General features: G+C 36.6%; 16 protein-coding genes and 1 tRNA gene. 13 read left to right on the top strand and 4 right to left on the bottom strand.

The window, feature by feature from the left end; translation table 11 throughout:
* The first annotated feature begins 127 nt into the window (after positions 1–127).
* The 4 genes from Ga0466249_RS10485 to Ga0466249_RS10500 all read left to right on the top strand — a co-directional run bounded on the left by Ga0466249_RS10485 (position 128) and on the right by Ga0466249_RS10500 (position 2,975).
* Positions 128–574 carry an ACT domain-containing protein gene (locus tag Ga0466249_RS10485; RefSeq protein ID WP_215829398.1) on the top strand — a complete coding sequence of 149 codons (447 nt, stop codon included), beginning with the start codon at positions 128–130 and terminating at the stop codon, positions 572–574.
* A gap of 28 nt (positions 575–602) precedes the next feature.
* Positions 603–1,904, top strand: coding sequence for a homoserine dehydrogenase (locus Ga0466249_RS10490; protein ID WP_215829399.1), 1,302 nt, complete (start codon positions 603–605; stop codon positions 1,902–1,904).
* Positions 1,905–1,916: 12 nt separating this feature from the next.
* Positions 1,917–2,825 carry a homoserine kinase gene (thrB, locus tag Ga0466249_RS10495; protein WP_215829400.1) on the top strand — a complete coding sequence of 303 codons (909 nt, stop codon included), beginning with the start codon at positions 1,917–1,919 and terminating at the stop codon, positions 2,823–2,825.
* Positions 2,826–2,898: 73 nt separating this feature from the next.
* Positions 2,899–2,975: transfer RNA gene (locus Ga0466249_RS10500), tRNA-Pro, on the top strand.
* 453 nt (positions 2,976–3,428) lie between these two features.
* Here the strand turns inward: Ga0466249_RS10500 and Ga0466249_RS10505 are convergent.
* A complete protein-coding gene (locus Ga0466249_RS10505) occupies positions 3,429–4,379 on the bottom strand; it encodes a Bug family tripartite tricarboxylate transporter substrate binding protein (protein ID WP_215829401.1) in 951 nt (316 codons plus the stop codon).
* 737 nt (positions 4,380–5,116) lie between these two features.
* On the opposite strand from Ga0466249_RS10505, the gene Ga0466249_RS10510 reads away from it, so the two are divergent.
* On the top strand, positions 5,117–5,317 hold the full coding sequence (locus tag Ga0466249_RS10510) for a hypothetical protein (protein ID WP_215829402.1): 201 nt from the start codon (positions 5,117–5,119) through the stop codon (positions 5,315–5,317).
* Between the two features lie 308 nt (positions 5,318–5,625).
* On the opposite strand, the gene Ga0466249_RS26575 is transcribed toward Ga0466249_RS10510, so the two are convergent.
* On the bottom strand, positions 5,626–5,874 hold the full coding sequence (locus tag Ga0466249_RS26575) for a hypothetical protein (protein ID WP_246588623.1): 249 nt from the start codon (positions 5,872–5,874) through the stop codon (positions 5,626–5,628).
* Positions 5,875–6,476: 602 nt separating this feature from the next.
* Between Ga0466249_RS26575 and Ga0466249_RS10520 the strand changes: the two genes are divergently transcribed.
* The 3 genes from Ga0466249_RS10520 (at position 6,477) to Ga0466249_RS10530 (ending at position 8,509) form a co-directional block, all read left to right on the top strand.
* Positions 6,477–7,175, top strand: coding sequence for a heparan-alpha-glucosaminide N-acetyltransferase (locus tag Ga0466249_RS10520; RefSeq protein WP_215829403.1), 699 nt, complete (start codon positions 6,477–6,479; stop codon positions 7,173–7,175).
* 195 nt (positions 7,176–7,370) lie between these two features.
* The gene (locus Ga0466249_RS10525; protein WP_215829404.1) at positions 7,371–7,568 is read left to right on the top strand and encodes a hypothetical protein; all 198 of its coding nucleotides are present in this window, start codon (positions 7,371–7,373) and stop codon (positions 7,566–7,568) included.
* 716 nt (positions 7,569–8,284) lie between these two features.
* On the top strand, positions 8,285–8,509 hold the full coding sequence (locus Ga0466249_RS10530) for a hypothetical protein (protein ID WP_215829405.1): 225 nt from the start codon (positions 8,285–8,287) through the stop codon (positions 8,507–8,509).
* A 75-nt stretch (positions 8,510–8,584) separates the two neighbouring features.
* Here Ga0466249_RS10530 and Ga0466249_RS10535 read toward each other — a convergent pair whose 3' ends face one another.
* Complete coding sequence (locus Ga0466249_RS10535) at positions 8,585–8,851, bottom strand: hypothetical protein (RefSeq protein WP_215829406.1); 267 nt, start codon at positions 8,849–8,851, stop codon at positions 8,585–8,587.
* A 347-nt stretch (positions 8,852–9,198) separates the two neighbouring features.
* Between Ga0466249_RS10535 and Ga0466249_RS10540 the strand changes: the two genes are divergently transcribed.
* From Ga0466249_RS10540 to Ga0466249_RS10550, 3 genes are all read left to right on the top strand, one after another.
* Entirely contained in the window at positions 9,199–9,387 is a 189-nt protein-coding gene (locus Ga0466249_RS10540) for a hypothetical protein (RefSeq protein ID WP_215829407.1), read from the top strand.
* 37 nt (positions 9,388–9,424) lie between these two features.
* Positions 9,425–9,577, top strand: a complete 153-nt coding sequence (locus Ga0466249_RS10545; RefSeq protein ID WP_215829408.1) for a hypothetical protein — start codon at positions 9,425–9,427, stop codon at positions 9,575–9,577.
* A gap of 322 nt (positions 9,578–9,899) precedes the next feature.
* Positions 9,900–10,595 carry a superoxide dismutase gene (locus tag Ga0466249_RS10550; protein ID WP_215829409.1) on the top strand — a complete coding sequence of 232 codons (696 nt, stop codon included), beginning with the start codon at positions 9,900–9,902 and terminating at the stop codon, positions 10,593–10,595.
* A 101-nt stretch (positions 10,596–10,696) separates the two neighbouring features.
* On the opposite strand, the gene Ga0466249_RS10555 is transcribed toward Ga0466249_RS10550, so the two are convergent.
* On the bottom strand, positions 10,697–11,047 hold the full coding sequence (locus Ga0466249_RS10555) for a carboxypeptidase-like regulatory domain-containing protein (protein WP_215829410.1): 351 nt from the start codon (positions 11,045–11,047) through the stop codon (positions 10,697–10,699).
* A 1,049-nt stretch (positions 11,048–12,096) separates the two neighbouring features.
* On the opposite strand from Ga0466249_RS10555, the gene rpoZ reads away from it, so the two are divergent.
* Both rpoZ and Ga0466249_RS10565 read left to right on the top strand, forming a co-directional pair.
* The gene (gene rpoZ, locus Ga0466249_RS10560) at positions 12,097–12,303 is read left to right on the top strand and encodes a DNA-directed RNA polymerase subunit omega (protein ID WP_215829411.1); all 207 of its coding nucleotides are present in this window, start codon (positions 12,097–12,099) and stop codon (positions 12,301–12,303) included.
* Positions 12,304–12,565: 262 nt separating this feature from the next.
* Positions 12,566–12,967 (top strand): hypothetical protein, encoded by a 402-nt coding sequence (locus Ga0466249_RS10565; RefSeq protein WP_215829412.1) that lies wholly within the window; start codon positions 12,566–12,568, stop codon positions 12,965–12,967.
* Positions 12,968–12,997: the final 30 nt, after the last annotated feature.

Here is a 12,997-nt window from a genome sequence, read left to right on the forward strand (position 1 = left end):
GCTTTTTGTTTTTACATTTATTATAAATGTATTGGAATTGATCTTGTATTATTCCGCATCATATTATATAATGTCTACTGTAAAGAGATAATGATCCATTTAAGATGCACTAAAAGGGGGCGGAATTGTGACGAGTCAAAAAGCAGTATTTTATCTTGTACGGGAAGAAATTTTGCCAGAGGCAATTAAAAAGACCATAAAGGTGAAAGAACTTTTAAAACGTGGTGAAGTCAAAACAATTAATGAAGCTGTGGAAAGAATGGAACTCAGTCGTAGCGCCTATTATAAATATAAGGACTACGTTTTTCCCTTTTATGAGGCTAGTCAAGAAAAAATTGTAACATTAGCATTATTACTTGAACATAAGCAAGGTGTACTTTCGCATGTTTTAAATACCATTGCGAGTGATCATGGCAGTGTGCTTACAATTAATCAAGGCATCCCATTACAGGGAGTAGCGAATGCGACTGTTTCGATTGAGACGGCTGATCTAGATGTTGATTTAGAGGCATTGTTAGATAAATTACGCATGATCGAGGGAGTAAAGCGCTTGGAAATCTTAGGCCAGGCTTAAATGAAATGGCTCGGAGGGGGGGAATCCTATGAAAGATAAGATCTGTATTGGTTTGCTTGGACTGGGTACTGTTGGTACAGGTGTGGTAAAAATTATTCAAGAAGATACATGTAACCTTGTTGAAAAGGTGGGTAGGCCCATTGTTGTAAAGAAAATCTTAGTTCGCAATCCGCACAAGGCACGTGGAGTGAACACAGATGCTGTCATTACAATGAATGTTGATGATATTTTAAACGATCCTGATATTGATATTATTGTGGAAGTTCTTGGCGGGGAAGAGCCAGCGCGTTCTTTTATTTTGAGGGCTCTTGATGCAGGCAAGCATGTTGTAACAGCAAATAAAAATGTTGTAGCTTTGTATGGCCGGGAGTTTTTTGAGGCTGCAGAAAGAAACCATGTGGACTTTTTATTTGAAGCCAGTGTGGGTGGTGGGATTCCTATTATTCGTCCACTTAAACAGTGTTTAGCAGCCAACCATATTACGGAGATCATGGGCATTGTCAATGGCACAACAAACTTTATTTTAACGAAGATGACCAATGAAAAACTGGATTTTGATGTGACACTTGCTGAAGCGCAAGCCAAAGGCTATGCTGAAGCGGATCCGACAGCCGATGTTGGCGGACTAGATGCGGCGCGTAAAATCGCGATTTTAGGATCGATTGCTTTTAATACACGTGTCAATTTAGAAGACGTTTCTGTAGAGGGAATTACGCATATTACGGCACAAGATGTGGATTATGCAGGGCAGCTTGGTTACATTATTAAATTGATTGCCATCGCAAAAGAAACGGCTGCTGGACTCAATGTAAGGGTACATCCGGCGTTTATTCCCAAAAATCATCCCTTAGCTTCTGTCAATGATGTATTTAATGCCATTTATGTCAAGGGAGATGCTATTGGTGAAGCGATGTTTTATGGTCGGGGTGCTGGTGAAATGCCGACAGCAAGTGCTGTAACAGCTGATATTATTGATGTGGCGCGTGATATTCATCATGGCGTGAGCAGTCGCATTTTATGTACGTGTTTTGATGATGCCCAGGTATGCGCTGTTGAAAAAACGGAATCGCCTTATTATATTCGTTTACTTGTGGAAGATAAGCCAGGCGTTTTGGCAGCTATTGCAGGTGTCTTTGGTGCGCAACAAGTGAGTTTGCATTCGGTTATTCAGAAACGCAAGGAAGAAGGTCATGCCGAAATTGTACTGATTACTTGGCGTGTGCCTGATGGCAATGTACGCACGGCTTTACGCATTCTTTCTGGTATGCCTATTGTTACGAAAGTACAAAGTGTGATTCGTGTAGAAGCAGAAGAGATTGATGGAATCTAAACGGAGGAAAATATGTTATCGAAAACCATACGTATACCAGGCACAACCGCTAATTGTGGTCCCGGATTTGATGCTGTTGGCATGGCTTGTACGATTTATAATTATTTGACTATCGAAGAAACAGGTAATCATGAAATTCATGTGGAGGTTGAAGGCGAAGGAATCGGACAAATTCCTGATTCTGAAGGTAATATTGCCGTGCAGGCGGCTTTAAGTGTATTTGATCGTGTACATTATGATCATACGGGTTTTGTTATGAAAATGAAAAATGCCGTCCCTCTTGCACGCGGATTGGGTAGTAGTGCTGCAGCTATTGTGGGTGGTCTTGTGGCAGCTAATTGTTTTACCGGTGAGCAGTTGTCAACAGCTGAGTTGCTTGATATGGCAACAGCTATTGAGGGACATCCTGATAATGTTGCACCGGCATTATTGGGGGGCGTAACTGTTAGCTTTATGGATGATGAGATGCATGCCAAGAGTCTGCGCTTTGTACCGCCAACACCACTGGCGATGGTTGTTGCTGTACCTGACTTTTCGCTTGCAACGAGCGCGGCAAGACAGGTTTTGCCGAAGCACGTAGCTTATCAAGATGCTGTGTTTAATGTAAGTCGCGTGGCCTTGCTTATTGGATCACTCTGCTCTGGCGATTATCGTTATTTGTCTAGTGGTCTTGAGGACAAGCTGCATCAGCCTTATCGTAAGCCCTTAATCAAGGGAATTGATAGTGTTTTTGTAGCTGCGCAGCAAGCAGGTGCCATTGGGACGGCCATTAGTGGTTCGGGTCCTTGCATTATTGCCTTTACGACGAAGAATGCCCAAAAGATCGGTAAGGCCATGGTCCTCGCGTTTCAAAGCCAGGATATAGGTGCTCGTTATTATGTATTAGAACTCGATACGCAGGGAGCGCAGGAAGTGCTTTAATAATATTGAGAAGCAATAGATAAGTAACTATTGACATCTAATGTTCTTATGCGGTATAATACTTTTTGTCAGTCGGGGCGTAGCGCAGCTCGGTAGCGCGCTTCCTTGGGGTGGAAGAGGTCGTGAGTTCAAATCTCGCCGCTCCGACCAACTAATAACATAGTAAAATCAAGGCTTCTGGACTTTTTGTTCAGAGGTCCTTTTTGTTTTATGCTGAGTTGGGTCTTGTTTTGGGCCCAAAAGGATTTGGAAAGGTGGTGCTACTTAAATGAAGGCAGAAGTAAGCTTGAAACATAGACACTTGAAGAAGCCCCAAAATGTGTATTTATCGGTACGTAACAGTAATCGGCGCAAGACCGACCACTTTTCTTGAACTGTTCAATAATAGACATTCATGATTTACTGGCACCACGGTAGTTTTTGTCATTTTTGTTTATTTATATAGTTGTCAATTAGATAAGCAAATATTTCCATTTTTCATTGCCCCCTTGACGGGGTGCACACCACATTTTTGCTATTTCCAAATATGACTTGGTTCAAAAATTTAGCCTCACTCAAGCGAGTGGGGCTTATTTTGATTGATGTAGTTTTGGCTAGTTTTATCTATTGTTTTTGAGATTTGATTAGGTCTACAATGCCTGTTTCTTGGATGGCTTTAGTTAATTTCTCGCTATCGGATATCCATTTGAGTTGTGATTCTTCAGGATCTAAATATTCAATTTGCATTCCTAAATTTTCCATGCCTTGTATGAATTCAGGGGAGTTGATCATTACTTTTAATCTTTCTGTCAAAGTAGTTTTTAAGCCAATAGGTAGTTCTTTAGGAACTGCTATGCCATACCATTGATCCAACACGATATTAAATCCTAGCTCTTTAAACGTTGGTATCTGTGCAAATACGGGGTCTTTTAGTCGTTTGTCACCTGTCACGGCTAGGGCTCTTACTGTGCCACTTTTAACTTGTTCTTTTATTACGGCTGGATTGGTAAAAATAATTTGAACATGCCCACCAAGTAAAGCGGAAGTAAATTCAGTAGCGCCACGAAAAGGAACTTGCTCGAGAGTAATGCCAGTAGCGTGAGCAAACATTTCACCAACTATATGATTCAGTGAACCTATACCGCTGTGACCAAATTTTAATTGCGTAGGGTGTGTCTTAGTATAGGTAACCAGGTCATCTACCGTTTGCCAGGGTTGGTCAGCTTGGATAGCCATTACAAACGGTATGACCGTAGTTTGTGCAAGTGGTTCGATTGCTGTTGGATAATTATATTTAGTTGGCCCGTACAATGAGGGTAATAGTATATCAGTCACAGTCATACCAATTGTATAACCATCAGGGGCTGACCCTGCCAACTCATTCCATCCAATGGTTCCTGCTCCGCCTGGCTTATTTATGATGGTTAGCGGTTGACCTAGATGTTTTACTGCTGTTTTCTCCAATATACGGGCTGTAATATCCAGCCCCCCACCGGCACTGTAGGGTACAATCAAAGTTATAGGTTTATCGGGATATTTTTCAACCTTAGGCGTAATAATAGTCTCGCTTTGCATGCTTGTACATCCTCCAACCATTATTGAAATAAGTGAAAAGGCCACTAATAAAAGTAAAGAATTTTTTCGCACATAACCATCTCCTTATTTCCAAAATACTACATTTAACAGGAAAATCCTGCAATTATCTACAACTAAATGTAAAATAATACAAAATTTGATTGATGTTAGCTGATTACCTACAATGATACTAAAAATAAGTTGATTGCCCAAAATAAATACACCTGACAACGTGGCCATATTAACAAAATTATTGCTTATTTAGAAAATTATCATGATTATCACAATCGCCCGAATAGGAGGCAGCTTTATTTAATATATTAAGAAGGATATTTTTAACAAATGTAGAATTAATATAATGTTATATATTGGCAGCAAATATCGAAGCAATCTCGAGGAAAAATCAAATTACCAAAACACCTACAGGAGGTGTACGAGTATGGGGTTTTGATTTTGAAATCTTACGAGATGTTGTTTCCTTAATTGCCACTATATTGGGAATCGCGAAAACATTAATTTGGTTTGAAAACTGGCGGAAAACTAAAAGTAGTTATCATGCACCCAAGCATATAAAACGATAGCGATTTTACCAGAGCGTCCTATGGACGCTTATTTTGTGTTTAAAACTGCACTGACTATTATCGATTGCCGTTCAACAGTTTTTGTTAGTCAGCAAGCAGGACAATGGTCCTTTTTATCGAACAGTATATGCAATTAGTAAACTGGAGCATTGGTAGATGGCCGATAATAGAGTGAAAATAAACCTTATATTCTCAGTGAGTAATGGGAAGGAATTTATAGCTTTAGGACATAATTATTTACTTGTTAATAAAAATGGCAGATTTAAAATTTTGGGTAAAAATCTTGACGAAGTTATTAAAAGTTTAGAGCTAATGGATAGAAAAGATATTATCAATGAATTTTCTAGTTTTGAATAAATATAGATTTTTTGTATTCAATCTGTTGACAGGAATATTTTTCTTCTAACGAAGCGTGCTAGAAAGTGGTCAAGGGAGATGTTAACGTTGATTTTCCTAAAGCGTATTAAGAAGGTAATAGCAATGGATAACTGTAATGTTAATAAAGATTGTTCATGCCTTAATACGACTTGTAAAAGGCATGGTAAGTGTTGCGAATGCATTAACTTTCATCGTAGTAAAAATGGTATAGTCTTTTGTATGCATGGTGAAAAGAGTAAGTAATCCAAAGTCTTATTATTAGGCCGTTCTAGGGCGGTCTTTCTTATTTAATTAAATAGCTCTTGTCCTATTTTAAATGCCTTAGCCATAAGTTTTTCATTCTGGATTGCCATTTTTGGGTCATTAGCATTAGAGGATATAATTGTATCAATAATATTTAGACCAAGGACTTTAAATATGTTGGCGTTAATCTCAAAAATTTGTTTAAATTTATCTGAATTAGATTCTCCGAATGAGTAGGCGAGTACACCGATTGCATATCGTCCTTTATAGCACAACCATCCTTCTTCTGGCAAAAGAAACAGCCTTGACAAGGTTTTATATTCATTTCGTTTAATGTGTAGACCTTAGCCTCAACTTCTTCTTTTGGAGATCCTCTAACAATTTCTTTGACTATGGATGATGTATTGCCATTTTTTCTGGGGCTCCTTGTAATCTATAATACAAGGTTATACTGACGGAGTTATTATTACAAGTACATACTTTTTAGTTGCATAGTTACAAAATATATACTGATCGGAGATGGTGTATGAAAATGGTATTGGGCATTAAAAGTGGAAAAACAGTTGAATGAATAAATAAAGACCATTCTGGTTGATTGATGGAATGGGCTTTATTGCCTATTTTTTTAAAATATATTGCATTTGATACTTTACTTTTTTATTGCGCAGCTGGAACTGCGCTTTTTTATTTGATTCGTATTCGGAAAAGGAATATTCTGCGGCAAAAACCTTCGGTTATTGTCAGCAAGGCAAATTGCCGGGCTGTTTGTAGGTAGTAATATCTCACTTGTGCGCCCTGTTACAGCCTAAAAACAGCAGATAAAGGGGACCTTAAGCATAATTAATAATGAGGATTAGGATTTATATTTCTGGTTAATATGTAATAGAGGTACTTTATGTTGAAAACAGTTAATCGCATTTGGGAAATTGACTTTTTACGAGGCGTTGCCATCCTACTTATGATTGCCTTACATATCATTGTTGACTTAAGTGATTTTTATAACTACCAAGTGAAATACTTATCTGGATTTTGGTATGTGGAAGGCAAAGTGTCGGCCATACTATTTATGTGTGTTGCCGGTATCAGCAGCACACTAAGTCAAAACAGTGACAGGCACGGTTGTAAGGTTTTCTTGTGGGGAATGATTTTAATGATTATCACTTTCAAATATGATACTCAGACTTACATCCGCTTTGGTATTCTTCATTTTTTGGGCATTAGCCTTCTGTCGGTTAGATGGATTAAGCGTTTACCATATTCATGGCTGGCAGTAATAGCTTTAGTCTCAATCATACTGGGACAAATATTCGCCTCTCGTTATACGTCACTTCCCTATTTACTTCCTATAGGTTTGGTTACACAGGATTTTTCATCCATGGACTACTATCCTCTTTTTCCTTGGTACGGTGTATTTATTGTCGGAGTAATGCTAGGTAAAAGATTATATCAAAAAGAAAAACGGAGCTACTTTTCTTTCACATTTGCGCATCCTTTTGTGGTTTTTGGACAACATTCCTTCATTATTTATTTAATCCATCAACCTATTCTGTTGGCACTTTTGTATGGAATTTATAAAGTTAAGATTTTTTCATGATCAAAGAAATAGATTTGTTAATCTGATCAACATATATGATTTAATTCAACTAACGTGAAATAGGTGAGGCGGAATACTTATCGATGGATAGGCGGCTCATTTTTGCTCGTGTTAGATATTGTTATAATTTAACTAAAGGTAAATTATGTATTTTACCGAATATTATAATAAAAGTGACGAAGGGGGAATCCGTTAGTGGATATAGAGAACAAGATATTGTTATCTATTTACTCGGCCCAGCAGAATCCTAAGATTCATTTGTCAGAAGTTTATCCAACACTTGAAGCAGAATTAGGTTTAAAATGTTTTGAACTGCTAAAAGTTATTATAAAGTTAGAAGCAAGTGGTATGCTTACTAGAACAGGGAAGAAAGGTTTTTTTTATTTGTATTAACCCCGGAAGGTCGGGCGTATGTTGAAAAGGTTAATAAGGACTGTGTCGAGAAAGTTAGCGATGCTGCAAAAAATGGATGGTCTTGTCTCTCATTAATGCTTATAGAAATATTTAAAGATAAGATAACTAGTATAACTCAATGAGCGTCCTCCGGGGCGCTTTTATTAAAGGCAGGAATAATATATCTCAAAGTTGAATATCTTTCGAAAATGAATTTAGGAGGAATATCACCATGGCTAATTGTAACGAAGATAATTGCACCTGTCCAAAAGTTGACTGCGAGAGGCATGGAAAGTGTTGTGAGTGTATAAATTTTCATTGTAACATAGAAGGTAAAGTATTTTGCATGCGTGATCAAGAAAGTAAATAATTCTGGCCGTCGAAAAAATTTTATCTAACTTTCTGGGCAATTCATAATGGGCGGTTGCAAGCCACTGCTCAATTCTGGGTGGTTTAAGACTGACTGCTGAAAATAAGCAATGGAGTTTCTGGCCTTTGGTTCAAGAATATAGCCTCACTCAACGAGTGGGGCTTCATTTTATTTCTGTCGCCATTAGTTTGCAAGTGAGAGATAAGTCATGTCACCCTGCGTAATCTTTTGTAGTGATATGGAGCCAAACACTTTTGTACAACTAGAGGTAGTAAAAGTTGTCATATGTTATAAGTACAATGAATAAAATATTGATTTAATGGGTATACTATTATGGGAGATGAATATGGAAAAAGCAAATAGTGACTTAAAGAGCTATAGTCTCAGTTCAGAAGAAATTGAAGCATTATTACAAGCTGATTATGGAGATAAAATAATACCAGTTAATCACGCAAAGTTACAGAAACAACAAAGGGATAAGCAACGCCTAGCTGCTATGCAGGATAGGTTTAAAGCCAGAAGTACTGAAATCGAAAATATAGAAGAGCTAGACATTTATGAAGAGCCTTAAGGGTTCTTTTTTTGAATTTGAGAAAAGGTTACTATGTTAAATAAGTATGTTCTTCATGAAAAGAGCAATCATAGTCTAGTCAAAGGCATCGATAAGTTTTTTATCACCACAAACTACGTTATACCAATACGTTGAACTTATTTCACTAACAACTATTCTATCGTTAGGTTGTAAAGATTTCAGTAGGTTATCACATAGAGTTTCGCAAGTATCTGATGATGATACTATCCAACAAGAGTCTGCTAATTTACAAGCTTTAGGAAGTATTTCAATTTCATGAGTTATTTTACTTTGGTTTACTGCGGACTTTTCATATAAGTCATATATTATTACTTGTGGCATTATGATTCTCTCCTTACAGTAGTAATTTTATAAGTTGTGTGTAACTATATAATGGTGAAAGTTATAGTTTCCGTATGAATTTTTTTGGAAGCACAGGATAGATTACTATATCTTGCATACACTATATTCCATACTGCGTATAGTGTATACAAAGTGTTACAACATGATTATATCTTATTAATGCCTACAAAGCTAGTAATATCAGGAGTTCATAGCGGCTCCTGGGTCAAAATAGGTAATATATAATAGGTATATTGTATGGTGAAAAGTAGGGTAAGAATTTATTTTAGTTAGCACGTTTTTTATTTTGGATTTATAGGGTAAGCTAACTAAAAGGAGGGTTTATATTGAGATACGAAGCTGAAGAAACCAGAGATGGCAAATGGATCGTTAAGGATATTTTATTAGGCGGAGCGCACGAATTTGATACATTTGAAGAGGCCAAGGAACAAACCGATGCTCTAAATCGAGACTATGAGCAAACGGCACGGGAATATGAACGCAAAAATAGAGTTTTAGAGCCTTACGAAGATTAATCAATACAGCACCTGCTCATTACGGGCGGGTTTTCTTATGATGAAAAGACAAATAATAGATAGTCCACAACGGATTATACAATTAGCTGCTTCCATCATCATGATGATGGAAGCAGCGAGCATGATGAAAGGCATAACAATGGAAGTGCAGCTGGTAATTGGCTACTTACTTGGTTCGGCAAATAAATAAAATAGTGCAGGGCCATCAATCGGTATATTCCGGTTGGGGGCTTTTTTATTATTTATCCGATACTTCCGGCAGCTTGGACCTGGTTGATTTCCAATAGTAATTTACCAAATTATATATGTGATTAGTATGCCAATGATGGGCGACTATGTTTGGGGTTGTATTTATATTTATGATTATTTATCTGGCTGTAGTGATTTATTTTTTTACATTGGTATCTAGATTAGCGTGATAACTAGTCGCCATAGAGTTAAGGCGTTTTATTCACCAACGGTCAAATGTAGAATATAATAAAACGAAAATTAGCCTAAGGGAGGTTTGAAACATGCTAAAACAATCTGTAGATCGTTTTGTTTCAGCGGGTAAGCACCGATTGGCACCATTGCCATATCCATATAATGCACTTGAACCAATTATTAGCGAGGATACAGTTAGATATCATCACGATCATCATCACAAATCTTATGTGGATAGTCTCAATAAAGCGGAATTAGCATTAGTAGAAGCTAGACGTAAGGGCGAGTTCTCATTGATCAAGTATTGGGAAAATGAATTGGCTTTTAATGGCTCTGGCCATATTTTGCATAGTATTTATTGGACAATTATGGCACCAATGGGATTTGAAAGTGAACCTGGACCCTGCATCAGAAGAGAAATCAATAAGTATTCTAGCAATTCCGATGCCTTTTTTGGACAATTTGTTAGTGCATCTACAAAAGTTGAAGGATCTGGTTGGGGGATTATTGCTTGGAATCCAGCCTGGAATCGCCTGGAAATTTTGACAGCGGAGAAACATCAAGACCTAACCCAATGGGGATCGATACCCATTCTAGTACTTGATGTATGGGAACATGCCTATTATCTTGATTATCAATATAATCGTGAAGAATATGTCCGCCGTTGGTTAAATTTGATTAATTGGCAAGAGGTAGAAAATCGTCTCTTGATGGCACAAGCAGGCAAGTTATCCTTGGTACTAATGGATCGGGTTTGGAAAGAAGATGTTAAAAATAAGAAGTGAGTAAAAGCATAGTTTGAACTACCGATGTCCTTCATATAAGAAAGCACCTGCCATCCTATGCATATCAATAGGTAGCAGGTGTTTCTTTATGCGGAATGCTTTTATTTATTTAAAATAACGTCAAAAACAAAACTATCTTCATTTGTTAAATGAACTTTTCCGCGGTATGTCTTATAGCCTTTCTTACCTATAGTTACCCAATAGGTTTTGTTTTTTAATGGTGCATTAACTATATAATTACCTCTATAGTTAGTAGTTATGCTTTGCATACTGTTTAATGCTCCATCCAGCTCGAATATTATTTTTGCTCCTTGAATCGGTTTTAAGTTTGAATCTGTTATTTTTCCTGATATAGAGCAGTTTGAGCTTGCATAAACAGTATTTAAATAAAATAGGCTTGTTAAAATAATAGAACAGAGAATAGCACTTAGCAAAATTTTTGCATTTTTCAACAATATATCGCTCCTTAGTATTTTTTAATATAATTTATACTTTTTAAGAAAATATACCAAATTTAAAAGATGTAGAATTTCGAGTTGCTTGCAACGATACGTTGACATAAGTAAGGCCCGCTCGGGAAGTATTACAACAATGTACAACTGTAGAAGAATCGTAATTAGCCATTGCTCTGAATAAACACAAAGCAGCATTAAACTTTTTTCAGATTATTCGAATAATTTAGAAGACGTACTTAGGCAACTTAACATAAGATAGACGAATATTAAATATTTGATAAGTGAATTGCATTTCATTTTTCTGCAGCATTACGTAAACAATACCATGAAATTATGACAAAATTATGACAAAATTGTGGCTTCGTAGTGAAATTTTTCCTTTTAGGGAGAAAGATTATTTTAGAGGTTGCTGGATCAAATTTAGAGGTTAGGTTTTCTGGTTAACGTTTTTTGATTTTGTCATAATTTCGTCACATTTGTATGCTATTTTATAGGTAAACTAACCCGGCCAATTTACGGCCGTTAAAATATATACAACTTTTCCAATTTTTCTCCGTTTGCTCTCTCGTGTATTAAGCGAGGGGGCCTTTTTTTTGCTGTGATATATTTATCTGGAAAAAGCCATAATATATTGTGTAAGGTGTTATTGGTTAGTCAATATTATTAAATATTTTTCGTGGAAAAAGTCGAAGGCAGGGAGTGGGTTGCTAAGAGAAAGGAAGCCCAAGTATATTACGAATCTATCGGATACTTTAAGGATATTGCCAAGAATTTAAAAATATCTGTAGACCATTACAAAAGAAAGTAAAATTGGTCATTAAAAATGGCGTTTATCAATTTTTTGCGAAAAATTTACTGTTTGTGTTTTAGTAGATTGCTGGATAGAATTGTTACATGTCCGCTCGAAGCGCAGAGAATTATTTGATAGATAATGAGCGTTAGATGAAAAAATATGATATGCTATTATTATGTTAATATAAAAGCTTAACAGTAACGTAGGGGGCGAAGCTGTCTGTAGAGATAAACAACGAAAAGAGGTAAAGACAATGAACCATCCATCAGTAGACGTATTGTTAAGTAAGGTTGATAGTAGATATACCCTTGCCGTTTTAGGGGGTAAACGTGCAAGGGAAATATTGAATGGTAGTGAACCGTTAGTAGCATGTAAGTCATTGAAGCCAACTACCATAGCTCTGGAGGAAATTGCTCAGGGAAAAATAACTTTTCAACGCACAAAGGAAGGTATTAAATAGAATGATTTTAGAAAACTGTCGCTCATCCTCCGGGGTGGGCGGCTTTTTTATTATAGTGACAAATTCCCCCATCATAGAAAAATATAATTATGATGGGGGAACGTTATGTCATAAATTTTTATTTTATAGGAACTTGCTATTTTTATTTAAGGTTTTTCTAATTTATAACGATAATATAGGAAATAAGTCCTGATAACCTGACGGCAGGTAGGATAAAAGGCTTGTTTTTGTTAGCTTATTAAAGGGATAGGAGTCGCTGTTTATGGGTACAAAAGTATGTAATAAGTGTGGAAAACTGTTTTTCAGTAATGGAAATGATATATGTTTGGAATGTCTTGAATTTTACCATAGTCAGGAAGATCGTGTTTTTGAGTACTTGAGTAAGAGGAAAGAAGAAGTTACTATAGAACAGCTGAATAAAGAAACTAAAGTTTCTTTAAATATTCTAATGGAGATGTTTTATCGCGGTCGGTTTATGGGTGATTATGCGGTGGCGTCGCACTGCGAGCTTTGTGGAGAACGAATTTACCAAGGAAAAATATGTAAAGGTTGTGCAGCGGAGTTTCGTGGTGATCTTGAGAAAAAGATAGCACGTAAAAAAAATCGAAGAGTAGCGCATTTGTGCACCGATCAAGGAAGAACTAAATTTTACAGTAACTATTAAAAATAAAGCTCGTACTTGATGTAATGTTAT

The organism is Pelorhabdus rhamnosifermentans, assembly GCF_018835585.1.
Taxonomy (GTDB): Bacteria; Bacillota; Negativicutes; order UMGS1260; family UMGS1260; genus Pelorhabdus; species Pelorhabdus rhamnosifermentans.